Annotated in this window: 24 protein-coding genes; 16 read left to right on the forward strand and 8 right to left on the reverse strand. The window is 70.9% G+C overall.

Features of this window, described 5'->3' with window-relative positions:
- Positions 1-157: 157 nt before the first annotated feature.
- The 3 genes from OHS16_RS27565 (at position 158) to OHS16_RS27575 (ending at position 2,889) form a co-directional block, all read left to right on the forward strand.
- The gene (locus OHS16_RS27565; RefSeq protein ID WP_443042800.1) at positions 158-727 is read left to right on the forward strand and encodes a Clp protease N-terminal domain-containing protein; all 570 of its coding nucleotides are present in this window, start codon (positions 158-160) and stop codon (positions 725-727) included.
- A gap of 32 nt (positions 728-759) precedes the next feature.
- Positions 760-1,740 carry an EamA family transporter gene (locus tag OHS16_RS27570; RefSeq protein ID WP_328539939.1) on the forward strand — a complete coding sequence of 327 codons (981 nt, stop codon included), beginning with the start codon at positions 760-762 and terminating at the stop codon, positions 1,738-1,740.
- Positions 1,741-1,902: 162 nt separating this feature from the next.
- A complete protein-coding gene (locus tag OHS16_RS27575; RefSeq protein ID WP_443042703.1) occupies positions 1,903-2,889 on the forward strand; it encodes a DMT family transporter in 987 nt (328 codons plus the stop codon).
- On the opposite strand, the gene OHS16_RS27580 is transcribed toward OHS16_RS27575, so the two are convergent.
- Together OHS16_RS27580 and OHS16_RS27585 are read right to left on the reverse strand one after the other, a co-directional pair.
- Entirely contained in the window at positions 2,871-3,524 is a 654-nt protein-coding gene (locus tag OHS16_RS27580) for an FMN-binding negative transcriptional regulator (protein ID WP_328539940.1), read from the reverse strand. The two genes, OHS16_RS27575 and OHS16_RS27580, sit on opposite strands and share 19 nt — an antisense overlap.
- Positions 3,525-3,541: 17 nt before the next feature.
- Entirely contained in the window at positions 3,542-4,204 is a 663-nt protein-coding gene (locus tag OHS16_RS27585) for a pyridoxamine 5'-phosphate oxidase family protein (protein ID WP_328539941.1), read from the reverse strand.
- Between the two features lie 35 nt (positions 4,205-4,239).
- Between OHS16_RS27585 and OHS16_RS27590 the strand changes: the two genes are divergently transcribed.
- Positions 4,240-5,568 carry an aminotransferase class I/II-fold pyridoxal phosphate-dependent enzyme gene (locus OHS16_RS27590; protein WP_328539942.1) on the forward strand — a complete coding sequence of 443 codons (1,329 nt, stop codon included), beginning with the start codon at positions 4,240-4,242 and terminating at the stop codon, positions 5,566-5,568.
- Here the strand turns inward: OHS16_RS27590 and OHS16_RS27595 are convergent.
- Positions 5,559-6,545: a DMT family transporter gene (locus OHS16_RS27595; protein ID WP_328539943.1), complete on the reverse strand. Its 987-nt coding sequence runs from the start codon at positions 6,543-6,545 to the stop codon at positions 5,559-5,561. The genes OHS16_RS27590 and OHS16_RS27595 overlap by 10 nt on opposite strands.
- A gap of 75 nt (positions 6,546-6,620) precedes the next feature.
- Here OHS16_RS27595 and OHS16_RS27600 point away from each other — a divergent pair, with 75 nt between their 5' ends.
- Positions 6,621-7,526 (forward strand): LysR family transcriptional regulator, encoded by a 906-nt coding sequence (locus tag OHS16_RS27600; protein ID WP_328539944.1) that lies wholly within the window; start codon positions 6,621-6,623, stop codon positions 7,524-7,526.
- Positions 7,527-7,881: 355 nt separating this feature from the next.
- On the opposite strand, the gene OHS16_RS27605 is transcribed toward OHS16_RS27600, so the two are convergent.
- Both OHS16_RS27605 and OHS16_RS27610 read right to left on the reverse strand, forming a co-directional pair.
- Positions 7,882-8,322: a Rieske (2Fe-2S) protein gene (locus tag OHS16_RS27605; protein ID WP_328539945.1), complete on the reverse strand. Its 441-nt coding sequence runs from the start codon at positions 8,320-8,322 to the stop codon at positions 7,882-7,884.
- Between the two features lie 74 nt (positions 8,323-8,396).
- Entirely contained in the window at positions 8,397-10,445 is a 2,049-nt protein-coding gene (locus OHS16_RS27610; protein ID WP_328539946.1) for a prolyl oligopeptidase family serine peptidase, read from the reverse strand.
- A gap of 110 nt (positions 10,446-10,555) precedes the next feature.
- Between OHS16_RS27610 and OHS16_RS27615 the strand changes: the two genes are divergently transcribed.
- From OHS16_RS27615 to OHS16_RS27640, 6 genes are all read left to right on the forward strand, one after another.
- Entirely contained in the window at positions 10,556-11,413 is an 858-nt protein-coding gene (locus OHS16_RS27615; RefSeq protein WP_328539947.1) for a HipA family kinase, read from the forward strand.
- A complete protein-coding gene (locus tag OHS16_RS27620) occupies positions 11,410-11,793 on the forward strand; it encodes a DUF3037 domain-containing protein (RefSeq protein ID WP_328539948.1) in 384 nt (127 codons plus the stop codon). The genes OHS16_RS27615 and OHS16_RS27620 overlap by 4 nt, the downstream gene beginning before the upstream one ends.
- Before the next feature lie 146 nt (positions 11,794-11,939).
- Positions 11,940-12,701, forward strand: coding sequence for a 3-oxoacyl-ACP reductase FabG (gene fabG, locus OHS16_RS27625; RefSeq protein WP_328539949.1), 762 nt, complete (start codon positions 11,940-11,942; stop codon positions 12,699-12,701).
- Between the two features lie 17 nt (positions 12,702-12,718).
- On the forward strand, positions 12,719-13,474 hold the full coding sequence (locus OHS16_RS27630) for an SDR family oxidoreductase (RefSeq protein WP_328539950.1): 756 nt from the start codon (positions 12,719-12,721) through the stop codon (positions 13,472-13,474).
- A 251-nt stretch (positions 13,475-13,725) separates the two neighbouring features.
- On the forward strand, positions 13,726-14,409 hold the full coding sequence (locus OHS16_RS27635) for a uracil-DNA glycosylase (RefSeq protein WP_328539951.1): 684 nt from the start codon (positions 13,726-13,728) through the stop codon (positions 14,407-14,409).
- Between the two features lie 140 nt (positions 14,410-14,549).
- Positions 14,550-14,987, forward strand: coding sequence for a hypothetical protein (locus OHS16_RS27640; RefSeq protein ID WP_328541012.1), 438 nt, complete (start codon positions 14,550-14,552; stop codon positions 14,985-14,987).
- Positions 14,988-15,083: 96 nt separating this feature from the next.
- Here OHS16_RS27640 and OHS16_RS27645 read toward each other — a convergent pair whose 3' ends face one another.
- Both OHS16_RS27645 and OHS16_RS27650 read right to left on the reverse strand, forming a co-directional pair.
- Positions 15,084-15,596, reverse strand: a complete 513-nt coding sequence (locus OHS16_RS27645) for a DinB family protein (RefSeq protein WP_328539952.1) — start codon at positions 15,594-15,596, stop codon at positions 15,084-15,086.
- Positions 15,597-15,637: 41 nt separating this feature from the next.
- On the reverse strand, positions 15,638-16,228 hold the full coding sequence (locus OHS16_RS27650; protein WP_328539953.1) for a TetR/AcrR family transcriptional regulator: 591 nt from the start codon (positions 16,226-16,228) through the stop codon (positions 15,638-15,640).
- Between the two features lie 94 nt (positions 16,229-16,322).
- On the opposite strand from OHS16_RS27650, the gene OHS16_RS27655 reads away from it, so the two are divergent.
- Positions 16,323-17,543: an FAD-dependent oxidoreductase gene (locus OHS16_RS27655; protein WP_328539954.1), complete on the forward strand. Its 1,221-nt coding sequence runs from the start codon at positions 16,323-16,325 to the stop codon at positions 17,541-17,543.
- A 22-nt stretch (positions 17,544-17,565) separates the two neighbouring features.
- Positions 17,566-18,471: a Gfo/Idh/MocA family protein gene (locus tag OHS16_RS27660; RefSeq protein ID WP_328539955.1), complete on the forward strand. Its 906-nt coding sequence runs from the start codon at positions 17,566-17,568 to the stop codon at positions 18,469-18,471.
- Here OHS16_RS27660 and lnt read toward each other — a convergent pair.
- Positions 18,395-19,966 carry an apolipoprotein N-acyltransferase gene (gene lnt, locus OHS16_RS27665; RefSeq protein ID WP_328539956.1) on the reverse strand — a complete coding sequence of 524 codons (1,572 nt, stop codon included), beginning with the start codon at positions 19,964-19,966 and terminating at the stop codon, positions 18,395-18,397. The two genes, OHS16_RS27660 and lnt, sit on opposite strands and share 77 nt — an antisense overlap.
- Positions 19,967-20,318: 352 nt before the next feature.
- Here lnt and OHS16_RS27670 point away from each other — a divergent pair, with 352 nt between their 5' ends.
- The 3 genes from OHS16_RS27670 (at position 20,319) to scpA (ending at position 25,301) form a co-directional block, all read left to right on the forward strand.
- Positions 20,319-21,092: a crotonase/enoyl-CoA hydratase family protein gene (locus tag OHS16_RS27670; RefSeq protein WP_328541013.1), complete on the forward strand. Its 774-nt coding sequence runs from the start codon at positions 20,319-20,321 to the stop codon at positions 21,090-21,092.
- A 127-nt stretch (positions 21,093-21,219) separates the two neighbouring features.
- Positions 21,220-23,100 (forward strand): methylmalonyl-CoA mutase family protein, encoded by a 1,881-nt coding sequence (locus OHS16_RS27675; RefSeq protein ID WP_328539957.1) that lies wholly within the window; start codon positions 21,220-21,222, stop codon positions 23,098-23,100.
- Complete coding sequence (scpA, locus tag OHS16_RS27680; protein WP_328539958.1) at positions 23,100-25,301, forward strand: methylmalonyl-CoA mutase; 2,202 nt, start codon at positions 23,100-23,102, stop codon at positions 25,299-25,301. The genes OHS16_RS27675 and scpA overlap by 1 nt, the downstream gene beginning before the upstream one ends.

Raw genomic sequence — 25,301 nt, forward strand, 5'->3', positions numbered from 1 at the left:
GCCCACGACGGCGCGACGGATTTCAACTCCCGGCACGGGGCGCGTGGCAAGGCGGCGCGCGCCCTTTCGGCGTGGAACCGTCATCTCATCCGCAGGGAGGACGCGACCGCCGTGCGTGCCCACCCTCCGTGGGACATCCGGATGCTTCCCGCCGGCGATGCCCGGGGCGTGTGCACCTGATGGGGTGGGACCTGTGCAATGCCCTCTTCGGCCGGACGACAGGCCTGCCGCGCCGCGTGCTGGGATCGAGGCCGGACTTTCCGTACACATGGCGACGGTCGTCACCGGCGCCCGCCGGCGTGCGCTGCGCGACGGCGACCGTCAGATCGACACCGCCCATCTGCTGCACTCGGTGGTCGAGACGGATCCTGCCGTACGGACGGCCATCGGCGGGGGGCCGCGGGCCTCCAGGGTGCTGGGGTATCTCGTGCAGCGCAGCATCGGCTACGGACTTCGCTGGCAGGGTTCGGTGGAGCAGACGGGGGCGGTTCCCGCAGGGCCGGCCGTCGCCGGGTGGTCGCCCGCCGCCGTCGCCGCGATGGAGGGCGCACTGGAACGGGCGCGTGCGCGGGCAGAGGAACGGGCGACCGCGCTCGACCTGCTGGCCGCGGTCGTGCGGGACGGCCGGTGCCGCGCCGTCGAGGTGCTGGACAGGGCGGGAGTCGACAGGGAAGCGCTTGGCACACGGCTCGAGGAGGGCGCATCTCAACAGGTGTATCAGGGGTGACACTCCTGACGGGCAGCTGACATGATGTGCCGATGCGGGTGTCTCAGGGAAAGAGCGTCGGCCTGGGACTGGCCCTGGTTTCGGCGTTCGCGTTCGGTGGATCGGGAGTCGCGGCCAAGCCGCTGATCGAAGCGGGGCTCGCCCCCCTCGAAGTTGTCTGGCTACGGGTGGCCGGGGCGGCGCTGGTCATGCTGCCCGTCGCCTGGCGCCACCGTCATCTCGTGCTGCGCAGGCCTGCCCTGCTCGTCGGATTCGGCCTGCTCGCGGTCGCCGGGGTGCAGGCCTGCTACTTCGCCGCGCTCTCCCGGATCCCGGTGGGTGTCGCCCTGCTCGTCGAATACCTGGCGCCCGCGCTGGTCCTCGGCTGGGTCCGGTTCGTCCAGCGCCGGCCGGTGACCCGCGCCGCGGCGCTCGGAGTGGTGCTGGCAGCCGGCGGGCTGGCCTGTGTTGTCGAGGTGTGGTCGGGACTGAGTTTCGACGCGGTCGGTCTGCTGCTCGCCCTCGGCGCGGCCTGCTGCCAGGTCGGCTATTTCGTCCTGTCCGACCAGGGCAGCGACGGCGCTGATCCGGCGGACCCGCTGGGCGTCATCGCCTATGGACTGCTGGTGGGCACCGCGGTGCTGACAGTTGTCGCCCGCCCCTGGCGGATGGACTGGTCGCTGCTCGCCGCGCATACGGACATGAACGGAACGCAGGTGCCCGGCTGGCTGCTCCTCGGCTGGATCGTGCTGATCGCCACCGTTGTCGCCTACGTCTTCGGGGTGGTCTCGGTGCGCAGGCTCTCTCCGCAGGTGGCCGGGGTGGTCGCCTGCCTGGAGGCGGTCATCGCCACCGTGCTCGCCTGGGTGCTGCTCGGGGAGCACCTCTCGGCCCCGCAGGTCGTCGGCGGAGCGGTGGTGCTGCTCGGCGCCTTCATCGCCCAGTCCTCGGCCCCTAAAGCCCCGTCGGGGCCGCTGGCGGGCGGGGCCGGCGCCGAGGTAACCGAGTTGTCGGCCGGCCGGACCGCGTCCTAGGGTGGCGCCCATGCATTCGACCGTACTGCCGCCTCCCGCCGCTTAGCGCGGGCGGTCGCATTCCCTGACGAAGACCGGGCTCGGGGTGTCCCCGAGCGGGTCGTCGCTGCCCGCGCGCGGATTTCAGCGACCCCCGTCCCTGTCTTGCATGTGGAGAAGTACGTGACGTACGCACAGCGCGCCGAATCTGTGGCGAACCAGCAATCAGGCCCGTCCGTCCGGCGGAGCCTCGTCTTTCTGATCATTGCCGGCGCGGCCTGGGGCACCGCGGGGGCAGCCGCTTCGCTGCTCTACCGGGTGAGCGATCTCGGTCCGGCCGCACTTACCTTCTGGCGCTGTGCCGGAGGACTCGTGGTGCTGCTCGTCGCGCGCGGACTGCGGCGCCCGCGGCCGGCGCCCCGGACGCGCGCCGGCGAGCGGCCCGGGCGCGCGGCCCTCCGGATCGCGGCCACCGGGGTCGTGTTCACGGTCTTCCAGGCCGCCTACTTCGCCGCGGTCCAGGACACCGGGCTGGCCGTCGGCACCGTCGTGACGCTGGGCGCCGGCCCGGTGCTCATCGCCCTCGGCGCCTGGCTGACCCTGGGGGAGCGGCTGGGCGGCGGCGGTTCGGCCGCCGTGGCCGGCGCGCTCGGCGGCCTGGTGGTGCTGGTACTCGGCAGCGGCGGTGGTGCGGTGCGTCCGGCGGGAGTCTGCTGGGCCCTCCTCTCGGCGCTCGGATACGCGGCCATGACTCTGCTGACGCGTCGTTTCGGACGTAACGGCGGAGGCGACGCGCTGTCTACTACGGCCTGGTCCTTCGCCGTGGGCACGGTCGTCCTGCTGCCGTTCGCCCTTGCCGAAGGTCTGTTGCCGCGCACCGCCGATACCGCGGACGTGATCGGCCTGCTGGCTTATGTGGCCGTCGTGCCCACCGCTCTCGCCTATGCCCTGTACTTCACGGGAGCTGCCGTGATCAGGTCCGCTACGGTTTCCGTGATCATGCTGCTGGAGCCGGTGAGCGCGGCCGTCATCGCCGTCACCGTGCTCGGTGAACAGCTCACGACGGCGACCGTGCTGGGCACGTTGCTGCTGCTCACCGCGGTCGCGGGGCTGGCGTACGGGGAGGCGCGGGCCGCTGCCCTCGCGCGCCGTCAGCCGGTTCCGGCATGACCGCCCGCCGACCCGCGGCGCAGATGGTGGACGCGCGCGGCTTCGTCGCGCGGACCGCCGCGCGCGGCGAGGCCGGCAGCGGTCCGCTCCTGCACGTCGAGCGGTTTCTGGCTTCCGTACTTGAACTTCGCCCGCACCTGCGTCACCTCCAGGCGCAGCCCGCGGATCCCGGACAGCATCCGTCCGAACGGCGCCTCCCCCACGGCGGCTTCCGCCGATCCGCCCTCCGGCTGGAAGTGCGCCATCTGCCGGTTGAGCAGCTCCGCCTTCAGAACCGGATCGTCGACCGGGTGCGCGGTGCAGTGCAGTTGCACGGCGGCGTAGAAGCTGGTGGGTACACCGTGCTCCGACGGTGTGCCCACCGGCGCCTGCCAGGGCCCCGGCACATGGACGTAGTCGTCGACGACGCTCAGCAGGACCCGTGGATCCGCCTCGATGGCAGGCCAGACGGGGTTGGGCCGGGCCAGATGCGTCAGTACGTCGCCGCACCCGGGGTCGAAGACGAAGTGCGCCGGCTGGCTGTACGGGGCCTCGCCCGGCAGACCGTTGACCACCAGCTGGCCGAAATCGTGGACGGCCAGCCATTGCTGCCACTCGGTGTCGTCCTGTGGGGTGTCCCAGGGATGAATCAGCACGGTGGTCGCCGGCCCTTCTAGAGTTCCGCGAGATAGCCGGGCAGAGCGACGGCCGGATCGAGGTCGCCGGCGGCGATCGGCGTGCCGTAACCGCGCGTCAGCGGTACGACTCCTGTCCAGTACGGCAGCGACAGGTCCTCGGGTTCGTCGTTCGGGCCGCCGGTGCGGACCTTGGCCGAGACCTCTTCGAGGTCGAGCCGGAGCACGGCGGTCGCCGCCAGTTCCTTGGCGTCGGCGGGGCGCGAGTCGAGGGAACGGCCCGGGACGACGTGGTCGACGAGGGAGTCGAGCGCCATGCGCCGCTCATCGGGGTCGACGACCTGGTGCGCCGTGCCGTGCACCACCACGGAGCGGTAGTTGATCGAATGGTGGAAGGCGGACCGGGCCAGCACCAGACCGTCGACGTGGGTGACGGTCAGACAGACGGCGAGGCCGGGATCCTGCTCGCCCGCCATCCGCAGGGGTCGGGAACCCGTGGAGCCATGGATGTACAGACGCTCGCCCACTCGCCCGTACAGCGTCGGGAGCACAACGGGGGCGCCGTCCCTGACGAAGCCGAGATGGCAGACGTAGCCCTCGTCGAGTATCGAGTGCACCAGGTCGCGGTCGTAGGCCGCGCGGTCCCGCGAGCGGGTGGGAACAGTGCGCTCGGTCGGTTCGTAACGGGCGGTCTCCGGCATTGTGCTCTCCATTGAACTAGTGCATAATCATCTTTGTGCTAGAAGAATATGGGATCGAAGGTCGCCGTGCAATGGACATCGCTGCCAGCGTGGAGCGCGCGGTCGGCTCAGGGAAGCTGGAGCCGGGCCAACTTCTGCCACCTCTGCGGGAGTTGGCAACCGGTCTGGGTGTCAATCCCAATACAGTCGCCGCCGCCTACCGGACCCTGCGCGACCGCGGGGTGATCGAGACGGCGGGGCGCAGGGGCAGCCGGGTGCGGCCCCGCCCGGCCAGCACCGCACGAGATGCCAGGCGGGATGTGCCTGCCGGGGTGCGCGACGTAGCGGCGGGCAATCCGGACCCGCTGCTGCTGCCGCCGCTCGCCCCCGCCCTCGCCGCTGCGGGCGCCTTCAGCGACCGGTCGCCGGTGCTGTACGGCGAGGACGCCGTGGATCCGGAGCTGTCCGCCCTGGCCCGCGCCGCCCTCGATGCCGACGGGGTGCCCGATGGGCCGGTCGCCGTACTGTCCGGGTCGCTCGACGCCATCGAGCGGGTCCTGGCCGCGCACCTCAGGCCGGGTGACGCCGTGGCTGTGGAAGACCCGGGCTGGGGAGCGCTGCTGGACCTGGTGCCGGCGCTCGGGCTGCGCGCCGTGCCGGTCACGCTCGACGACGAGGGGCCGCTCCCCGGGGAGGTGGAGCAGGCTCTGCGGGGCGGCGCCCGGGCACTCGTCGTCACGGCTCGTGCGCAGAATCCGACGGGCGCGGCGGTGGGCGCGGCCCGTGCCGGCGCACTGCGGGCGGTCCTGGCCGCCCATCCGGATGTGCTGCTCATCGAGGACGACCATGGTCACGGCATCGCGGATCTGCCGCTGCACACACTTACCGGGGCCACCGGCAACTGGGCGTTCGTACGGTCCACTTCCAAGGCCTACGGGCCCGATCTGCGACTGGCGGTGCTGACCGGTGACGCGGCCACCGTGGACCGGGTGCGGGGCCGGCAGCGGCTCGGCCCCGGCTGGGTCAGCAGAGTGCTGCAGCGTGCCGTCGTCCACCTCTGGACCTCCGGGGCTGTCGACCCGGTCGCTGTGTCCCGGGCCTACGGTGACCGCAGGGACGCGTTGGTGCGGGCGCTCGGCGAGCGGGGGATCGAGGCGTACGGGCGCAGCGGAATGAACGTGTGGGTGCCGGTGGCCGACGAGACCGGAGTGGTGGCGCGGCTGCTGCACTCCGGCTGGGCGGTGGCCCCCGGTGCGCGGTTCCGGACGGCCTCGTCTCCCGGTGTGCGCATCACCGTCTCGGGTCTGGGCCCCGGCGACATCGCTGCGGCCGCCGAGGCCGTCGCTTCGGCGGCAGGGCCCGCGCCGGGCAGACGCTACGACTGATCCGGAGTGCTGCGCCGCCGCGGCCTTCTCGGCCGGCTCTGGGTGAGTGCGGCGCCTGCCAGCACGACAGCCGCGCCGACCGGGGTGTTCCAGCCGAGGTTCTCGTGCAGCAGCGCCACACCCGCGGCCGTGGCGATCACCGGGATGAAGTAGGTGACCATCTGTGCGGTCGTCGGACCGACCTCGGTCACCAGGCCGTACTGGAGCAACAGCGCGAGGCCGGTCCCGAGAGCGCCGAGTGCCGCCACCGCGAGCAGCGGCACCACCGGGAACGAGCGCGGCAGAGTGGTGAACAGCGGTGTGATCAGGGCGAGTTCGAGGGTCGCGACGAGGAGCTGGGAGCCCATGAGCGACACATTGGAACGCCCGGTGCCGGCGAGGGTACGGCGTACGTAGATCCAGCCGATCGGATAGCAGAGTGAGGCCAGCAGGGCCATCGCCGTGCCCCGGTAGTCCAGCCCCGAGAACCCCTGCCAGACGCCGAGCACCGTCAGCACTCCGAGGAATCCGATGCCGAGCCCGGCGACCCTGCGCCTGGTCGGGCGGTCCTCGGAGAGGGCGACCAGGGAGAGGGCCATGCCCCACAGCGGCGAGGTGGCGTTGCAGATCCCGGCGAGTGTCGAGGGGATGGTCTGTTCCGAGTAGGCGAAGAGCGAGAACGGCGCCGCGTTGAGCAGCAGAGCGGCCACGGCGAGGTGGGCCCAGGTGCGGACTCCGCGGGGCAGGCGTTCCCGCTTCGTCACGATCGCCACGGCAAGCACCGCAGTGCCGAAGAACAGCCGCCCGAAGGTGACTTGGAACGGTGCGTAGCCGTTCGTGCCGACCTTGATCAGCAGGAAGCTGAATCCCCAGATGAGGGACAGCACCATGAAGCGGACGCGCCAGTCGAGTGAGCGCCGCGGAGCGGCGGCGGAGGGTGCTGCGACCGGTACGGACACGGTCGCGGGCGGAGTGGTGGGCGGAGTCGCGGTGCTCATGAGGACCACTGTGAGGTGCCCTCACTTCGTAGCACAAGCGAGATTATGTGAAGTAGTTAGATTAGACTTGCTTACATGTTGAATCTGGAGCGTCTGAGGATCCTCGATGCGGTGGCCCGGCACGGGTCGGTGAGCGGGGCTGCCGAGGGCCTGCATGTGACCACATCGGCGGTCTCCCAGCAACTGGCCAAGCTGGAGCGTGAGGCCGGACAGCCGCTGCTCGCCAAGAACGGCCGCGGTGTGCGGCTCACCGATGCCGGCCGGCTGCTTGCCGACCATGCCGCTCGCATCCTGTCCCAGGTGGAGGTCGCCCAGTCCGATCTGGAGGCACAGCGCGGACGGGTCGTCGGCGACCTGCGGATCTCCGCCTTCCCCACGGCGGCCCGCGGTCTCTTCCCGGGCGCGCTGGCCGCGCTCCGCGCCGGCCATCCTCAACTGGCGGTCTGCTCGCAGGAGCTCGAGGGCGAGGACGGGGTCCGCGGCGTGGTGCGCGGCGACCTCGATGTGGCTGTGGTGCTCGACTGGTACAACAAGCCGACTCCGATGCCCGAGGGGATGGCGAAGCGCGCACTGCTCGACGACATCGCCGATATCGCAGTCCCCGCCGGTCACCGGCTCGCGGGCAGCGCCGAGGTGGATCTGGAGGAGTTCGCTCAGGATGAGTGGATCACCTGGCCGGAAGGAGAGTTCTGCCGTGAATGGCTGATGTTCACGCTGGGAGGCAAGGGCTTCGAGCCTCGGATCTCGCATGTGGCGGGTGAGCACCCCACCCAGATGGCGCTGATCGCCGCGGGGCTGGGAGTCGGGGTGGCGCCCAGGCTGGGGCGCGGCCCGGTGCCCGACGGGGTGCGCGTGGTTCCGGTCCGGGACGCGCTGCGCCGCCATGTCTATGCGATCTGGCGCGCGGACGCCGACCGCAGGCCGTCGATCAGGGCCGCGGTCGACGCCCTGTACAACGCCGGGGCGGCCGTTGCCGGTTAGGGTCCCTCGTTCGGATCAGGTCGGATCGGTGAGGGGGTCCGGTGCCGTGGATCGCAAGGCGGAGGAACGTCCTCGTACGGGGCGAATTCCGGGCGGTCCGACGGCGCGGCGCGGCGCCGTGGATGGCGTCAGCTCTCGTCGTGCGCCCGCCGGGGATTGCGGGGCAGCCCTCGGCTGTGTCCTGGCCGTCCGAGCTGCCCGCGGCAGCGCAATGGGCCGGCAGGCACTCCCCCGGATGCCGTCGGGGGAGTACCTGCCGGGCACCCCCCGCTACGATGACCCGCCGCGTGTCCGCGTGCGGTGCCACCGTCCACCTCCGACGTCGTCGCCGGGGGCCGGTAGTGCGCGCGGTGCCTCACGCGAGTTTGATCGAGTCCCCGTCCACCTTGATCTTCACGGCCGGCAGCGGCTGCGTGGCCGGGGCGTGCTTGACGCTGCCGTCCGCCACGCCGAACTGGCTGCCATGGCAGGGGCAGTGGATCGTCCCGTCCACGATCTTCGTGACGGCGCAGCCCTGGTGCGTGCACTTGGACGAGAAGGCCACGAAGTGCCCCGCCGTCGGCTGGGTGACGACGACGCCCTGATCGGCGAAGATCTTGCCGCCGCCCTCCGGGATGTCCGAGGTCTTCGCAAGGGCGGCGCCGCCGCCACCGTCGGCCGGCTTCACCGCGTCGGAGCCTCCCGACTGGTCCGAACCGCCGCACGCGGTGAGTACGGCGGCGATTCCGGTCGCACCCACCGCGGCCACGACGGTCCTGCGGTCGAACGCGCGAGCGGGTTCCTGTGCTGCGGTCATTACCGGCTTCCCTTCGACGGCCGGCCATCGGACGACCGGTTCCCGAGGAGGTACGGATATCGCCGGCGCGATGTTCAGATGTTCAAGGATTTCTTCAGGAAGTCCAGTTCCAGCAGCAGCAAATTGTCCGCCACCCCCTCCGCGGAGACCCGGTGCCCGGCCCGGGAGAGGGGAAGGACGCTGTGCGGCCGGCCGGCTGCCAGCAGTGCGGCGGAGAGCAGCAGCGTATGGGCGGGTGCCACGTTGTCGTCCGCGAGCCCGTGCACCAGCAGCAGCGGCCGGGTGAGTCTGTGCGCGTGGGGGAGCAGCGACGAGCGCTCGTACCCTTCGGGCTGGAAATCCGGGTGGCCGAGAAAGCGTTCCTCCCAGTACGTGTCGTAGAGGCGGCGGTCGGTCGGCGGCGCCCCCGCGACAGCCGCCCGGAACACATCGGGGCGGAGCAGCACGGCGCCCGCGGCCAGGTATCCGCCGAACGACCAGCCTCTGATCGCCACCTTGTCCAGATCAAGGCAGTCGTACCGGCCGGAGACGGCGTGCAGGGCGTCGATCTGGTCGTCCAGAACCGGCCCCAACCGGTCGCCGATCACCGCCCGCTGCCATGCGATGCCACGACCCGGTGTGCCGCGACCGTCCGTCGCCAGCACGGCGAATCCTTGTTCCGCGAACCACTGGCACACGGCGGTGTACCACATCCGCGCCCTGGTCACGACCTGCATCCCGGGCCCGGCGTAGGGGCTGAGCAGCACGGGCAGCCCGCCCGACCCCGCGGCGTACCAGGAGGGGAGATGGAGCCGGGTACGCAGTTCGCGCTCGCCGACGACGAGGTGAACAGGCGCGGGCCTCACTCGCGGCTCCTCGGCGAGAACGGCGATCCGCCCGCACGGACCGTCCTCCCGCAGCACGGTCACCGTCTGCCCGGCCGCGGTTCTGCTGTCGACGACGACCGTGCCGCCCCCGGCGGCCGCGGTGTGCACTCCGGGCTCGTCGGTGAGCCTGACGAAGCCGCTCCCCGGCGCATAGGACCACACATGTGTCTCCGTCGGGTCCTCGCTCGCGGTGAACAGAATCCGTTCGCCCACAGCGCCCAGCACCTCGCGCACCTGCAGGCCTGCCGGGCTCGGTGTGCTCCCGATGCGGATTCGCCGGACATCGCCGATGTCGTGGGGGGTGACGGCGGTCCCCGCATCCGTGTGCAGAGGGGCGCCCGGCGGGAAGTGCACCCAGTGCGGGTCGGTGGCGCGGAACAGCACATCGAAGCCGCCGGTCGCCGGGTCGACCGCGCCGGTCCAGACCGTGCGCTGATCGCGGGTCTGCAGGCTGACGACGGGGCCTGCGCTTCCCCAGGCGGCGGCGATCAGGTATTCGAAAGCGGGATCGGCCCAGGCGGGGTGCGCCGCGGGCTCCGTGTCCGCCGTGCTCGGGAGGGACACGGGTATGTGCTCGCCGCCCGCAGTGACCAGCAGCAGCGTGGTGACGGCGTTGGACGTGCCGGCTGCCGGATAGCGGATCGGCCTCGGAGGCTCCAGGGGGTTCGCCGGATCGGAGAGGTACCGGCGCTGCACTGCCGAGGTGTCGACCCGCGCGACGAGCAGTGTGCCGCTGTCGGGCGACCACCAGTACCCGCGCGTTCTGCCGATCGACTCCACCGCCGTGTGGTCCGGCAGCCCGTAGGTCACATCGGCGCTCTCCGGGACGGCGACCGGCCTGTCGTCCGTCCCGTCCGTGCCCACCACATGCAGGGCGCCGCCGGTGACGTAGGCGATCAGCGTCCCGTCGGGGGAGAGCCGTGGCGCGGTCACCGGGCCCGCTGCCGGGACCCGGCGGGGCGGGGCGCCGCCGTCCGTCCGTACCGTCCACAGGGCTCCTTCCACCGCCCAGACGGCGGTCCGGACGGCTTGGTCGGTCGCGTACCCGCTCATGCCCGCGGCGGGGTGCGGCGGATCGACGAGGGGCCGCTCGCGTCCGTTCTCGTGCAGCCAGAGGAGGCCGCGCGGGTCGGAGCCGGATGCGGTACGCCGGAACAGCACTCGTTCGCCGTCGGGGGACACGGTGAACTGTGCGGGGACGCCGAGGGTGAACCGGCGGGTCCTGGCGAACTGGCGGGGGAATTCTTCGCTGTCCATCGGCTCCATGGATTCTGTCGGGGGCGGCGGTACGGTGACGGGCGGTCACGCGGCACCGTGCGGGCACATAAAAGAAATCGTCGCCCCCGTCCCCGAAGTAACCTGGCGAAATGCTCACCGAAGTCACCGCGACCCGCTATGTCACGCCCTTGCGTGAGGGAGGCTCGCTTCCGGGGATCGTCGAGGCAGACGATCTCGGTACGTACGTCATGAAATTCACCGGGGCGGGGCAGGGACGCAAAACCCTCGTCGCCGAGGTGATGTGCGGTCTGCTCGGCCGCAGGCTCGGCCTGCGCGTGCCTGAACTGGTGCAGATGCAGCTCGATCCGGTCATCGGACTCTCCGAACCGGACCAGGAAGTGCAGGAGCTGCTGAAGGCGAGCGGCGGGCTGAATCTCGGCATGGACTATCTGCCGGGCTCACTCGGATTCGATCCGCTAGCTTACCAGGTCGGCCCACTCGAGGCGGGGCGGATCGTCTGGTTCGACGCGGTCATCAACAACGTGGACCGCTCCTGGCGCAACCCGAACATGCTGGTCTGGCACGGCGATCTGTGGCTCATCGATCACGGTGCCACGATGATCTGGCAGCACAACTGGCCGTCCGCGAAGAACTACGGGACCAAACCGTACGACGCGTCGGATCATGTGCTGGCGACGTTCTCCCCCGATGTCCCGGCCGCTGCCGGGGAGTTGGCTCCCCTGGTCACTGAGGACCTGCTCGCCGGGATCGCCGCGGACATCCCCGATGTCTGGCTGGCCGGCGAGGCGGGATTCGACACCCCCGACGCGCTGCGCCGGGCCTATGTGGAGGTCCTGCTCGAGCGGGCCGCAGGTGTCCACACCCGACTGACCCTCGGTCCGCAGACGGCGACGCAACCCTCGCAGGCCCCCGGCTGGCTGACCGAACACCTCACGCCCTGGCCGCACCCGACGAAGGAGAGCGGGAACAGGGGCGGTGCCCGATGAGCGAGCGGGATGTCTTCGAGTACGCGCTGGTGCGTGTGATGCCCCGGGTCGAGCGCGGTGAGGTGTTCAATGCGGGCGTGATGGTCTACTGCCGTGCGAAGTCCTTCGTGGCGGCCAGAACCCATCTGGACGAGGCGAAGCTGATGGTGCTCGATCCGCGTGCGGACGTTGTCGGAGTGCGGGCCGCGCTGCGCGCCGTCGAGGGGATCTGCCACGGTGGCCGGGCCGCCGGACAGGCGGCGCCGGACGACGCGGGACGGCGGTTCCGCTGGCTGATCGCACCGCGGTCGACGGTCGTACAGCCCGGCCCGGTGCACACCGGGCTGACCGCGGATCCGGCGGCGGAGGTCGAGCGCCTGCTGGAACTGCTGGTGCGCTGAGCGGTGTGGCATCCGGTGTGACGTTCACTGCTGATCCCGTGTGCCGTTGACACCGGGTGCCAGGCCTTCTAGCGTCTCGTCTGCTGAAGGTACTAAGCGGTTGCTCAGCGATCGAGGGCCGCGATCCGAGGGCGAGGAGATCCAGAATGTCCACCACCGAGCAGCGTGTTGCCATTGTGACCGGGGCGGCGCGCGGCATTGGCGCAGCCACGGCAGTCCGTCTGGCGGCAGAGGGGCGCGCCGTCGCAGTGCTCGACCTCGACGAGGCAGCCTGCAAGGACACCGTAGAGAAGATCACTTCGGCCGGCGGCAAGGCCATCGCCGTGAGCTGTGACGTCTCCGACAGCGCGCAGGTCGAGGCCGCCGTGGCCCGGGTCGCTGCGGAGCTCGGTGCGCCGACGATCCTCGTCAACAACGCCGGTGTCCTGCGCGACAACCTGCTCTTCAAGATGAGCGAGTCCGACTGGGACATGGTCATGAACGTCCACCTCAAGGGTGCGTTCCTGATGTCCAAGGCCGTCCAGAAGCACATGGTCGACGCGAAGTTCGGCCGCATCGTCAGCCTGTCCTCCAGCTCGGCGCTCGGCAACCGCGGACAGGCGAACTACTCCGCGGTCAAGGCGGGCCTGCAGGGCTTCACCAAGACACTCGCCAAGGAGCTCGGCAAGTTCGGCGTCACCGCCAACGCCGTCGCCCCCGGCTTCATCGTCACCGAGATGACCGCCCAGACCGCGGCGCGCGTCGGCATGGGCTTCGAGGAGTTCCAGGCCGCGGCCGCCACCCAGATCCCCGTGCAGCGCGTCGGCCGGCCCGAGGACATCGCCAACGCCATCGCCTTCTTCACGGGCGAGGACGCGGGCTTCGTCTCGGGTCAGGTCATGTACGTCGCCGGCGGCCCGCTCAACTGAACAGGGAATCAACAGACATGACTGCACAGGACAGCGGGAGGACGGCGCTCATCACGGGTGCCAGCCGCGGTATCGGATACGGGATCGCCGAGGCGCTCGTAGCCCGCGGTGACCGGGTCTGCATCACCGGACGCAACGAGGACGCCCTCAAGGCGGCCGTGGAGAAGCTCGGCGCCGACCGGGTGATCGGCGTCGCGGGCAAGGCCCACGACGAGGCACATCAGGCGGTGGCCGTCGAGCGCGTCATGGAGGCGTTCGGGCGGGTCGACTTCCTGGTGAACAACGCCGGAACCAACCCGGTGTTCGGCCCGATGGCCGAGCTCGACCTGAATGTCGCCCGCAAGGTCTACGAGACCAACGTCATCTCGGCGCTGGGCTTCGCACAGCAGACCTGGAAGGCCTGGCAGCGGGACAACGGCGGAGCGATCGTCAATATCGCGTCGGTCGCCGGTGTCTCGCCGTCGCCTTTCATCGGCGCGTACGGCATGAGCAAGGCCGCGATGGTCAATCTGACCCTTCAGCTGGCGCATGAGTTCGCCCCGGCCGTCCGGGTCAACGCCATCGCTCCCGCCGTGGTGAAGACCAAGTTCGCCGAGGCGCTCTACGAGGGCCGCGAGGCGGAGGCGGCCGCCGCCTATCCGCTCGGCAGGCTCGGTGTGCCCGAGGACATCGGCGGCGCCGCCGCGTTCCTCACGTCCGACCAGTCGGGCTGGATCACCGGTCAGACGCTGGTCGTCGACGGCGGTATCTTCCTCAACGCCGGGGTCGCCTGAGCCGCGGCCCCGTCAGCCGCACGTACACAGCACGGCCCCGCCCTGCAGCGCATGCGCCTGGCGGTTGAACGCGTGGCCGGCCTACCGGTTCGCGCGCAGTGCGGACAGACGCCCGGCCGGGGTTTCCCGGCCGGGCGTCGTGCGTGGGCGACCGTCGGCCGCGGCGGTGCAAGGGGAGCGCCCGGGGCCGCTGTCAGTGGCCGCCGGTAGGTTCTGTGGCGGATACGAATCGCACACCGGAGGTTGTTGACGTGACCGGAACCGACATGCTGCCCCAGTCCTGGAGCGGCGTCCTCGGCGAAGAGCTTCAGAAGCCCTACTTCAAGGAGCTCACCGAATTCGTCGAGGAGGAGCGGACCAGGGGGCCGGTCTACCCGCCGCGTGAAGAGGTGTTCGCCGCCCTGGACGCCACGCCGTACGACCGGGTGAAAGTGCTGATCCTCGGTCAGGACCCCTATCACGGCGAAGGGCAGGGGCACGGGCTGTGCTTCTCGGTGCGTCCCGGCGTCAGGACGCCGCCCTCGCTCCGGAACATCTACAAGGAACTGAAGGACGAGCTCGGCCACCCCGTGCCGGACAACGGATATCTCATGCCCTGGGCCGAACAGGGGGTGCTGCTGCTCAACGCGGTGCTGACCGTGCGGGCCTCCGAGGCCAACTCCCACAAGGGAAAGGGCTGGGAGAAGTTCACGGACGCGGTGATCGGCGCGGTGGCCTCCCGGCCGGATCCTGCGGTCTTCGTCCTCTGGGGCAACTACGCGCAGAAGAAGCTGCCGCTGATCGACGAGGAGCGGCATGTGGTGGTGAAGGGCGCGCATCCCTCGCCGCTGTCCGCGAAGAGGTTCTTCGGCTCCCGGCCGTTCACGCAGATCAACGAGGCGGTCGCCGCGCAGGGGCATCAGCCCATCGACTGGCGTATCCCTGATCTGGGCTGACCCGGGAAGGCCGCACGGCTGCGCCATGATCGAGCGGACACCAGCCGGGGTCGGAGACGGCGCGGGTCGAGCTGATCCGTGCACGGGCAGAGGAGACATGAGTGGCCGAGTCGCAGCAGGACACATCGGCTGACACCGTGATGACCAGGATCGGCCAAGTGATCATGCTCATGCACGGGGGCGACCGCGAAGAGGCCCGGAACCGCTTCGGCAGGCTGTGGGCCGAGATCGGGGAGAAGGGCGACGCCCTGCACCGCTGCACTCTGGCGCACTACATGGCGGACACCCAGGACGATCCGGAGCACGAACTGCTCTGGGATCTGCGGGCGCTGGCCGCGGCGGACGGACTGGACGAAGGGCGGGCCGCCCGGCACGACTCCTCCCTGGTCGTCCGGGGCTTCTATCCGTCGCTGCATCTCAGTCTGGCGGCCGACTATCTGAAGCTGCGGCGCAGCGCGGCCGCGCGCGGCCATCTGGCTCGCGCGCGGGCCGCGACGGACGCGCTGGCCGACGACGGATACGGCAACGGCATCCGGGCCGCGATCGACCGGCTCGAGTGGCAGCTGGGAGAGGAGTGAGCGACCGGCGCGGACGACGCGGGCCCGCCACGGCCCGCGAACCGGCGGCCGGTTGTGCGGCCCTGCACCTGCCGGACCTCCGGCCGGCCGTCACGACTACTCCCCGGTGGCGCCGTCGATCCGTTCGCGCAGCAGGTCGGCATGGCCGTTGTGACGGGCGTACTCCTCGATCATATGGGTGTATATCCAGCGCAGACTGAACTGCTCGCCCCTCTTGTTCCTGCCGTCGGAGAGATCGTCCAGAGAGCGCCCGGAGGCCAGCCGGCGCGCATGCGCGATCTCGGCCTGCCACGTGGTGTACGCCTCGTCCCAGGTGTCGGATTCGGTGAGGTGGAATTCCCCGTCCGGATCCTCGTCGCTGAAGTAGATCGGCGGTGTCTCCTCGTCGGCCAGGACCTGGCGGAACCAGCCGCGCTCCACCTCGACCATGTGGCGGACGAGACCGAGCAGGGACAGCTCGGACGGGGGCACGGATGCCGTACGCAGCTGTGCGTCGTCCAGCCCCGCGCACTTCAGTGCCAGGGTGTCCCGGTGGTAGTCGAGCCAGCCGTCCAGCATGGTGCGTTCGTCGGCGGTCAGAGGCGGTTCGCTGCGTTCCTGGGTTGTCATGACGGACATCCTCGCCCTGTGATCGGCGTCGCCGCCATCCGTTATCGCTGCAGCATTCCACGCAGCAGTTCGCCGAAGCCGCGGCTCAGTTCCTCCCGGCTGGGCACGGCGTCGTGGTGGGAGCCGGCCGCACAGGAGAACATCAGCCCCTCGCACCAGGCCATCAGCGACAGCGCGTGCCGCTCGGGTTCCGGCGACCCCGCCTGCGTCATCAGGGTGACCAGGGGCTCGCGGAACTGCCGGCCCGCTGTGTCGTAGAACTTCCGCAACTCGGGCCTTCTGGTGGCCTCCAGTGCCAGCTCGTAGCGTGACACGAGCAGTCCGGGATGGCGGGTCAGATAGCGGTGCAGCGCCGTGGCCAGGGCTTCCACCAACTCTGCTGTGCCGTCGCCGTGAACCGGCATCTCGTCCACGGTGAGTACCCGCGCCTCCCGCTGCGCCTGGCGCCGTACCGCGGCCTCCAGCAGGGCCTGGCGGGTGCGTGCGTGATTCGATGTCGAGCCCTGGGGGAGCCCGGCGAGCTCGTCGACCGCCCGGTGGGTGAGGCCGCGCATGCCGCGCTCCGTGAGCAGGGTGAGGGCGGTGTCGGCGATGAGTTCGGCACGGGATCTGCCGGGGCTGGATGCTGCCATGCGGCCAACCTACCGGGGGTACTACAGGTGTAGTACCCTACCGGTCACTACGCCTGTAGTCCCATGTGACCGGGGTGCGCGAACAGGAGGGGTCATGCGGAAAGCGGCGACCGATTCTCATGCCGTGGTGATCGGAGCGGGCATCGGCGGTCTGACCGCCGCGGCAGCCCTGCACCAGCGCGGCTGGCAGGTGACAGTCCTCGAACGCGCGCCCTCGATCGAACCGCTGGGATCGGCGATCTCCCTCGCACCCAACGCCCAGCGCGCGCTGGATGTCATCGGCCTCGGTGACGAGGTGCGCCGGCTCGCCGCATGGCAGGGGGACGGCGGGATGCGCACCCCCGGCGGTCGCTGGCTGTCCCGTACGAACGCCGAAGCCGCCAGGCGCGCGTTCGGCGGGCCCGTCGTCCTGCTGCACCGCGCCGTGCTGGTGGAGCGACTGGCCGCGCTGCTGCCGGCGGGGTGCGTCCATACCGGGGTGCCCGCCGAACTGGCCGAACCGGGCGCTGCCGGGCGCCCCGCAGTCGTCCGCACCCCCGAGGGGGAGCTGGAGGCCGCTCTCGTCGTGGGCGCGGACGGCATCAACTCCGGTGTGCGGCGGGTGCTGTTCCCCGGCCATCAGGAGCCGGTCCATGCCGGATTCACCACCTGGCGGCTCATCGTCCCGGCGCCGGACCGGTCCTTCCCCGCGCACGAGAGCTGGGGGCGCGGACGCCTCTGGGGCAGCCAGCCGCTCAAGGACGGCAGGATCTACGCCTACGCGGCTGCCGCCGCACCGGAGGGCGGCCGTGCCCCCGACGACGAGAAGGCCGAACTGCGCCGGCTCTTCGGCGACTGGCACCACCCGGTTCCCGCGCTCATCGCAGCCGCCGAGCCGCGACAGGTGCTGCGCCACGACGTCCGCCATCTCACCGTTCCGCTGCCTGCCCATCACCGGGGCCGGGCCGTTCTGGTCGGCGATGCCGCACACCCCATGACTCCGAGCCTCGGCCAGGGCGGCAACCAGGCCATCGAGGACGCCATCGTGCTCGCCCACCACGCCGGATCCGTGCAAGGACCCGGGGCCGTTCCCGGCCCGGCGCTCGCCGCCCACACCGCGGACCGGCTGCCGCGCACCACGGCCATAGCCCGCCGGGCGGCCGCAACCGGCAGACTGACCATGCTGCGCAGCTTGCCGGCGGTAGCGCTGCGGAACACCCTCATCGCCGCGGTCTCCAGAGTCGGGCCCACCGTGGTGCTCCGCTCCTTCGCGGACATCGCCGACTGGCAGCCGCCGCAGCGCACGTATGCTGCGCAGCACAGCACCAGTACGTGACAAAGCGATAGGGAGGCCCCCTGTGAAGGTCGGCTGCATCGGGCTCGGGGACATCGCTCAGAAGGCGTATCTGCCGGTACTGACCGCCAGGCCGGGCATCGAACTGCATCTGCAGACCCGGACGCCCGCGACTCTGGCGCGTACCGCTGATGCCCACCGCATCCCGGCCGCTCAGTGCCATGCCGACCTGGACGCACTGCTTGCCCAGGGGCTCGACGCCGCATTCGTCCACGCGCCGACCACGGCGCACCCGGAGATCGCGGCCCGGCTCCTCGAGGCGGGTGTCGCGACCTACGTCGACAAGCCGCTCGCCTATGAACTCGCCGATTCGGAGCGTCTGGTGAGCCTGGCCGAAAGCCGCGGAGTCAGTCTGGCCGTCGGATTCAACCGGCGTCTGGCTCCCGGCTACACCCAGTGCGCCGACCATCCGCGCGAGCTGATCCTGATGCAGAAGAACCGGGTCGGCCTCCCGGAGGACCCGCGCACCCTGGTCCTGGACGACTTCATCCATGTGGTCGACACCCTGCGCTTCCTGGCGCCAGGACCGGTCGAGCGGGTGGACGTGCAGGCAAGGATCCGGGACGGGCTGATGCACCATGTGGTGCTGCATCTGTCGGGTGACGGCTTCTCCGCGATCGGCACCATGAACCGGATGAACGGCTCGACCGAGGAGATCCTCGAGGTCTCGGGGCAGGAGTCGAAGCGGCAGGTGATCAATCTCGCTGAGATCGTCGACCACAAGGGCCAGCCGACTGTGCGCCGCCGCGGCGACTGGGTGCCGGTGGCCCGGCAGCGTGGCATCGAACAGTGCGTGACCTCCTTCCTCGACGCGGTGGAGGCGGGAGAACTGCTCAGCGCCCAGGATGCCCTGCGGACTCATGAGCTGTGCGAGCGTGTGGTGCAGTCGGCCGTGCGGCAGGCCGCCTGAACGACCGCAGACCCTCGACCGCGGCCAGTACCGCGAGCACGGCCAGGGCGCCCCGGAGAGGCCAGTCACCGAAGCGCACATAGAGAGTCGTGCCGTCGGCCAGCGGAATGTCGTACACCTCCGATGTGCTGCTGCCGGTGCCCAGCCAGGGCCCGACGCGACGGCCGTCGGGCCCGTACACCGCGCTCACCCCGGTGAGCGTGGCATGCACCATCGGCCGTCCGGTCTCGGCGGCTCTCAGCGCCCCGAGTGAAGCGTGCTGTTCGGGCGCCCAGCTGTGCTGGAAGGACGATGTCGCCGACTGCGCGACGAGCAGCCGGGTTCCGTCGCGGGTCAGTTGCCGGCTCATGTCGGGGAACGCCGACTCGAAGCAGACCATGGGGCCCACCCGCAGACCGCCGGGCAGCGTCATCACGACCTGACGGGTGCCCCGCTTGCGGTCCTCGCCCGCGGCCTTTCCCACCGAGGTCGCCCAGCCGAGGACCGAACGGGCGGGGACGTACTCGCCGAACGGGACGAGCCGCATCTTGTCGTAGCGGTCGCCGGTGAGTCCCGAAGGGCCGACGAGAACGGAACTCTTGTAGATGCCGGGCCGGTCGGAACGCCGGGCATCCACATTCACCAGGATGTCGGCGCCGGTCAGCCGGGAAAGGGCGGCGATCCGGGCGGTCAGACGGGGCCGGGAGGTGAGGTCCCTGCCGACGCTGCTCTCTCCCCACACCACCAGGTCGACGTCCCGGCCCGCGAGTTCACGGGTGAGGGCCTCGCTCCGGTCGAACCGGGCGTCGACGCCCTTGACGACCCCCGGCTGCACCACGGCGACACGGGTGCTCCCCTCTTCGGCTGGCCGGGGGGCCCACCAGGACACCGCGCCGGTGACCACGGCACAGGCCACTGCCCCGGTCGCAGCGGTCGTCCGTGCGGACTCCGCCACCAGCAGTGCCACCACGGCGGTGTTGACCGCCACCACCAGCAGACTGACAAGCCAGACCCCGCCCACCGACGCGAGCCGCAGCGCCGGGCCGACCTGCCACTGACTGGAGCCGAGCAGCCCCCAGGGGCCACCGAGCCCCTGCCAGGACCGGACCTGTTCGACCATCAGCCAGCCGGACGGCACCACCACCAGGGCCGCCGCGACGCGGGAGGCGGTCGCGGTCCGGCCCAGCATCGAGCGGACCAGCCACCCCCAGGGCGCCCACAGTGTTCCGAGCAGCGCGGCGAGCACCACGATGAAGACATTGAGGCTCGGCAGCAGCCAGTGGTGCACAGCGATCATGAAAGCGGTGCCACCGAGCCAGCCGTCGAGGGCGGCCCTGCGCGGGGTGGGGGCGGCCCGCATCAGCAACATCCACGGCACCAGCGCGAAGTAGGCCAGCCACCACAGGGACGGCGCCGGAAAGGACAACGCCGGCAACGCCCCCGCCAGCAGGGCCGCCGCGCCACGCCACCACGGCGAGCGGGCATGTCCCCGAAGCCGGCCGAGCGGAATCTGCATCAGCGCCTCCTTGCTCTCCGGCCCCGTGTGCAGTCTCTTCCCTCAGTGTGCGGGAGTAAGCCGGTTGCTGACAGCGCGCGGCCCGCGCGGCGTGTCAGGCTCCTGCGGCTGCCCCAGGGCACGCCGCCGTTTCTCTCCCGGACCGGGACGTCGCGCATGCGCCGGACCGCACCCGCATACGCACCGGACCGTACGCGCGCGTACGACCCGGACCGCACGCGCGACCCGAGATCCGCGCTCCGCGGCGAGCCGCACCGGCACCGCGTGTGGAAGGCTCTGCCGGGTGCTGCCGCTGATCGCCACCGGACGACTCGCCCCGGACAGCAGGCCGGCCGACTGGAGGGTGCGGCAGATGCCCGTACGCAGCGAACGCAACGGCCCGGTCACCACCGTGGTGCTGTCCCGGCCCGAGTCGCGCAACGCGGTGGACGGTCCCACCGCCCTCGCGCTCGCGGACGCCTTCCGGGCTTTCGACACCGACCCGGAGGCCGCGGTGGCAGTGCTCTGGGGCGAGGGCGGCACCTTCTGCGCGGGCGCCGACCTCAAGGCCATCGGGACGCCCCGGGGCAATGCGGTGAACGAGGCGGGTGACGGTCCGATGGGCCCGACCCGGATGCGTCTTTCCAAGCCCGTCATCGCCGCGGTTTCCGGGCACGCCGTGGCCGGTGGCCTCGAACTCGCCCTGTGGTGCGACCTGAGGGTGGCCGAGGAGGACGCGGTGTTCGGGGTGTTCTGCCGCCGTTGGGGGGTACCGCTGATCGACGGCGGCACCGTACGGCTGCCCCGGCTGATCGGGGAGAGCCGCGCCATGGACCTGGTGCTGACCGGCCGCCCGGTCGACGCTGCCGAGGCACACGCGATCGGCCTCGCCAACCGGGTGGTGCCGTCCGGCACGGCCCGCGCGGCGGCGGAGGAGCTCGCCGCAGCCATCGCGGCCTTTCCGCAGGACTGTCTGCGCGAGGACCGGCTCTCGCTCCTGGAACAGGCCGGCCGCTCCGAGGCGGAGGCGATGGCCGGCGAACTGCGCCACGGGCGGATCTCACTGACGCACTCGCAGGAGGGCGCCGACCGGTTTGCGGCCGGAGCCGGCCGGCACGGATCCTTCGGCGAGAATCCGGACCACTGACACACCGTCGGGGGCCGCGCCGCCCCCCCCCGGCCACGGTCGCGCTCCGCTCCGGCGGGCCGGGAAGAGTTCAAGGTCACAGCGGTTCCCTCTGCTGCTCGTCTGAGACGCTGGCTAGCATCTGAGCATGACGGTCCTGCCCGACAACGGGCTCCCCCTGGCCGCCGAGTTCCCGCATGCGACCCATGAGCAGTGGCAGACCCTTGTGGAAGGCGTGCTGCGCAAATCGGGTAAGGATGTCTCGGGCACGGCGGCGGAAGCGGCGCTCTCCACCACGCTGGAGGACGGGCTCATCGCCCGTCCCCTCTACATCGCGCCGGACGCCGGAGGTGAGCCGGGTTATCCCGGTTTCGCCCCGTTCACCCGGGGCAGCGCGCCCGCGGGCCGCTCCCTCAGCGGCTGGGACGTACGGCAGCGACACAGCAGACCGGACGCCGCCCGCACCAACGAGGCCGTGCTCGCGGACCTGGAGAACGGCGTCGCCTCCGTATGGCTGACGGCCGGCGCCGCCGGTGTGCCGGTGGCCCAGCTGGACAGAGCCCTCGAGGGGGTCCACCTCGATCTGGCTCCGGTCGTTCTCGACGCGGGCGCTGAATTCGATGCAGCCGCACGGGAGTTGCTGAGGCTTCATGAAACCCGAGGGGTCGCCCCTGATGCGGCCCTCGGCAATCTCGGCGCCGACCCTCTCGGGCTTGTCGCCCGCACCGGCCGGCACGACGACCTGACCGCTCACACCGCTGCCGCCACCGAACTGGCGAAGCTGTGCCACCAGCGGTACCCCGGAGTGCGCGCCCTTGTCGTGGACGCGATGCCGTACCACGAGGCCGGCGCGTCGGCAGCCCAGGAGCTCGGCTGTTCGCTGGCCACCGCGGTGGCCGCGCTGCGCGATCTCACTGCGGCCGGGCTGGACGCCGATGCGGCCTGTGGGCAGCTGGAATTCCGCTACGCCGCCACGGCCGACCAGTTCCTCACCATCGCCAAATTGCGCGCCGCCCGCCGGCTCTGGGCCAGGGTGGCCGAGGCGTGCGGCTCTCCCGCCGCCGGCGCCCAGCGTCAGCACGCCGTGACATCACCGGTGATGATGGCCCGGCGCGACCCGTGGGTGAACATGCTGCGCACCACCATCGCCTGCCTGGCCGCGGGCACCGGCGGGGCGGACTCCGTGACCGTGCTGCCCTTCGACCACGCACTCGGACTGCCGGACGACTTCGCCCGGCGTATCGCACGCAACACCTCGACCGTGCTCGTCGAGGAGTCGCATCTGGCGCGGGTGATCGACCCGGCCGGGGGGTCCTGGTACGTGGAGCGGCTCACCGAGGAGATCGCCCAGGCGTCCTGGAACTGGTTCCAGGAGATCGAACGCGCCGGCGGGCAGGCAGCCGGCCTGCGTTCCGGGCTGATCGCCGGCCGGCTGGCGGACACCTGGGAGCGCCGCAGTGAACAGCTGGCCCGACGGCGTGAGCCGGTCACCGGGGTCAGCGAGTTCCCGCAGCTCGCCGAGCGACCCGTGGTCCGTGACACCGCACCTGCGGGCCCCGCGGGCGGACTGCCCGTGGTCCGCCGTGACGACGCGTTCGAGGCGCTGCGCTCCCGCTCGGACGCACATCTGGCGGCAACCGGCGCCCGGCCCCGGGTGTTCATCGCCGCACTGGGCCCCGCCGCGGCCCACACAGCACGGGTCACCTTCGCCTCCAACCTCTTCCAGGCGGGCGGCATCGAACCGGTGCACGATCCGGCGCCGCTCGGCCCGGACAACGTCGCCGCGGCCTTCGCGTCGGGCGGTGCGACCGTCGCCTGTCTCTGTTCCAGCGACACGCTCTACGCCGAGCAGGCGGAGAGCACCGCGGCCGCGCTGAAATCGGCGGGTGCCGACCAGATCTTCCTGGCCGGCCGGCCGGGCGAGCGGAAGGACGCGTATCTGCGGGCCGGAGTGGACGAGTTCATCTTCGCCGGAGCGGACGCGGTAGCCGTGCTGACCTCCGTGCTCGACCGAATGGGAGTGGCGTAATGCAGATCCCGGACTTCTCAGAGATCGAGCTGGGACCGGTGCCCTCCTCGCCCGTCACGGACGACCGGTGGCGCGCGGCCGTGAAGGAGGACACCGGCCACAGCGTCGACGAACTGGTGTGGGAGACGCCCGAGGGCATCCCGGTCAAACCCCTCTACACCGGTGAGGACACCGAGGGGCTCGACTTCCTCGCCACCTACCCCGGTGTGGCCCCGTATCTGCGCGGCCCCTACCCGACGATGTACGTCAATCAGCCATGGACGATCCGTCAGTACGCCGGGTTCTCCACCGCCGAGGAGTCCAACGCCTTCTACCGGCGCAATCTCGCCGCCGGACAGAAGGGGCTCTCGGTCGCCTTCGATCTGCCCACCCACCGCGGCTACGACAGCGACCATCCACGCGTGACGGGCGACGTCGGTATGGCGGGTGTCGCGATCGATTCGATCTACGACATGCGACAGCTCTTCGACGGCATCCCGCTGGACAGGATGACCGTGTCGATGACGATGAACGGTGCGGTGCTCCCGGTACTAGCCCTCTACATCGTCGCCGCCGAGGAACAGGGTGTGCCTCCGGAGAAGCTGGCCGGGACCATTCAGAACGACATCCTCAAGGAGTTCATGGTCCGTAACACCTACATCTATCCGCCGAAGCCCTCCATGCGGATCATCTCCGACATCTTCGCCTACACCTCGCAGAAGATGCCCCGCTACAACTCCATCTCCATCTCCGGCTACCACATCCAGGAAGCGGGTGCGACGGCCGACCTGGAACTCGCCTACACCCTGGCCGACGGTGTCGAGTACCTGCGCGCCGGGATCGCCACCGGTCTGGACGTCGATGCCTTCGCGCCCCGCCTCTCCTTCTTCTGGGCGATCGGCATGAACTTCTTCATGGAGGTCGCGAAACTGCGGGCGGCCCGGCTGCTCTGGGCCAGACTGGTCAAGCAGTTCGACCCGAAGAACGCCAAGTCGCTCTCGCTGCGCACCCATTCGCAGACCTCCGGATGGTCACTGACGGCGCAGGACGTCTTCAACAACGTGACGCGCACCTGTGTGGAGGCCATGGCGGCCACCCAGGGGCACACCCAGTCGCTGCACACCAACGCACTCGACGAGGCGCTGGCCCTGCCGACCGACTTCTCCGCCCGTATCGCCCGCAACACCCAGCTGCTCCTGCAGCAGGAGTCCGGGACCTGCCGGGTCATCGACCCGTGGGGCGGCAGCGCCTACGTCGAGAAGCTCACCCACGACCTGGCGCAGCGTGCCTGGAAGCACATCGAGGAGGTCGAGGCGGCAGGCGGGATGGCGCAGGCCATCGACGCGGGTATTCCCAAGCTGCGGGTGGAGGAGGCCGCCGCCCGTACCCAGGCCCGTATCGACTCCGGTCGCCAGCCGGTCGTCGGGGTCAACAAGTACCGGGTCGAGACCGACCAGGAGATCGACGTGCTCAAGGTCGACAACTCCTCGGTCCGGTCCCAGCAGGTAGCCAAGCTGAAGCGGCTGCGCGAGGAGCGCGACGAGGCCGCCTGCCGGCAGGCGCTGGAGGCCCTGACCGCCGCGGCCGGACGCGAACCGGGGCCGGGGCTCGACGGCAACCTGCTGGCCCTCGCCGTCGACGCTGCGCGGGCCATGGCCACCGTGGGGGAGATCTCCGACGCGCTGGAGAAGGTCTACGGGCGGCACGCGGGCCAGATCCGTACGATTTCCGGTGTGTACAGGACCGAGGCAGGGGAGTCGCCTTCCGTGGAGCGCACCCGCACGCTGGTGGAGGCCTTCGACGAGGCGGAAGGGCGCCGGCCGCGCATCCTGGTCGCCAAGATGGGCCAGGACGGCCACGACCGAGGCCAGAAGGTGATCGCCACCGCCTTCGCCGACCTCGGCTTCGACGTCGACGTCGGCCCGCTGTTCCAGACACCCGAAGAGGTGGCGCGCCAGGCCGTCGAGGCCGATGTGCACATCGTCGGGGTGTCATCGCTGGCCGCGGGGCACCTCACCCTGGTGCCGGCACTGCGCGAGCAACTGGCCGCCGAGGGCCGGGAGGACATCATGATCGTCGTCGGTGGAGTCATCCCGCCCCAGGACATCCCGGCGCTGATCGAAGCCGGAGCCGCCGCGGTCTTCCCGCCCGGCACGGTGATCCCGGACGCCGCGTACGACCTGGTGACCAGGCTCGCCTCCGCTCTCGGCCACGAGCTGTGA

Origin of the sequence: Streptomyces sp. NBC_00344 (assembly GCF_036088315.1) — a bacterium.
Lineage (GTDB): Bacteria > Actinomycetota > Actinomycetes > Streptomycetales > Streptomycetaceae > Streptomyces.

Coding starts and splice junctions, on each gene's coding strand:
- OHS16_RS27565 (WP_443042800.1), top strand. CDS start 158: ATGCCCGGGGCGTGTGCACCTGATGGGGTGGGACCTGTGCAATGCCCT.
- scpA (WP_328539958.1), top strand. CDS start 23,100: ATGCAGATCCCGGACTTCTCAGAGATCGAGCTGGGACCGGTGCCCTCC.
- OHS16_RS27585 (WP_328539941.1), bottom strand. CDS start 4,204: ATGCCGGAGACCGCCCGTTACGAACCGACCGAGCGCACTGTTCCCACC.
- OHS16_RS27670 (WP_328541013.1), top strand. CDS start 20,319: ATGCCCGTACGCAGCGAACGCAACGGCCCGGTCACCACCGTGGTGCTG.
- OHS16_RS27600 (WP_328539944.1), top strand. CDS start 6,621: ATGTTGAATCTGGAGCGTCTGAGGATCCTCGATGCGGTGGCCCGGCAC.
- OHS16_RS27630 (WP_328539950.1), top strand. CDS start 12,719: ATGACTGCACAGGACAGCGGGAGGACGGCGCTCATCACGGGTGCCAGC.
- OHS16_RS27655 (WP_328539954.1), top strand. CDS start 16,323: ATGCGGAAAGCGGCGACCGATTCTCATGCCGTGGTGATCGGAGCGGGC.
- OHS16_RS27650 (WP_328539953.1), bottom strand. CDS start 16,228: ATGGCAGCATCCAGCCCCGGCAGATCCCGTGCCGAACTCATCGCCGAC.
- OHS16_RS27620 (WP_328539948.1), top strand. CDS start 11,410: ATGAGCGAGCGGGATGTCTTCGAGTACGCGCTGGTGCGTGTGATGCCC.
- OHS16_RS27595 (WP_328539943.1), bottom strand. CDS start 6,545: ATGAGCACCGCGACTCCGCCCACCACTCCGCCCGCGACCGTGTCCGTA.
- OHS16_RS27610 (WP_328539946.1), bottom strand. CDS start 10,445: ATGGACAGCGAAGAATTCCCCCGCCAGTTCGCCAGGACCCGCCGGTTC.
- fabG (WP_328539949.1), top strand. CDS start 11,940: ATGTCCACCACCGAGCAGCGTGTTGCCATTGTGACCGGGGCGGCGCGC.
- OHS16_RS27640 (WP_328541012.1), top strand. CDS start 14,550: ATGACCAGGATCGGCCAAGTGATCATGCTCATGCACGGGGGCGACCGC.
- OHS16_RS27570 (WP_328539939.1), top strand. CDS start 760: ATGCGGGTGTCTCAGGGAAAGAGCGTCGGCCTGGGACTGGCCCTGGTT.
- OHS16_RS27645 (WP_328539952.1), bottom strand. CDS start 15,596: ATGACAACCCAGGAACGCAGCGAACCGCCTCTGACCGCCGACGAACGC.
- OHS16_RS27605 (WP_328539945.1), bottom strand. CDS start 8,322: ATGACCGCAGCACAGGAACCCGCTCGCGCGTTCGACCGCAGGACCGTC.
- lnt (WP_328539956.1), bottom strand. CDS start 19,966: ATGCAGATTCCGCTCGGCCGGCTTCGGGGACATGCCCGCTCGCCGTGG.
- OHS16_RS27615 (WP_328539947.1), top strand. CDS start 10,556: ATGCTCACCGAAGTCACCGCGACCCGCTATGTCACGCCCTTGCGTGAG.
- OHS16_RS27675 (WP_328539957.1), top strand. CDS start 21,220: ATGACGGTCCTGCCCGACAACGGGCTCCCCCTGGCCGCCGAGTTCCCG.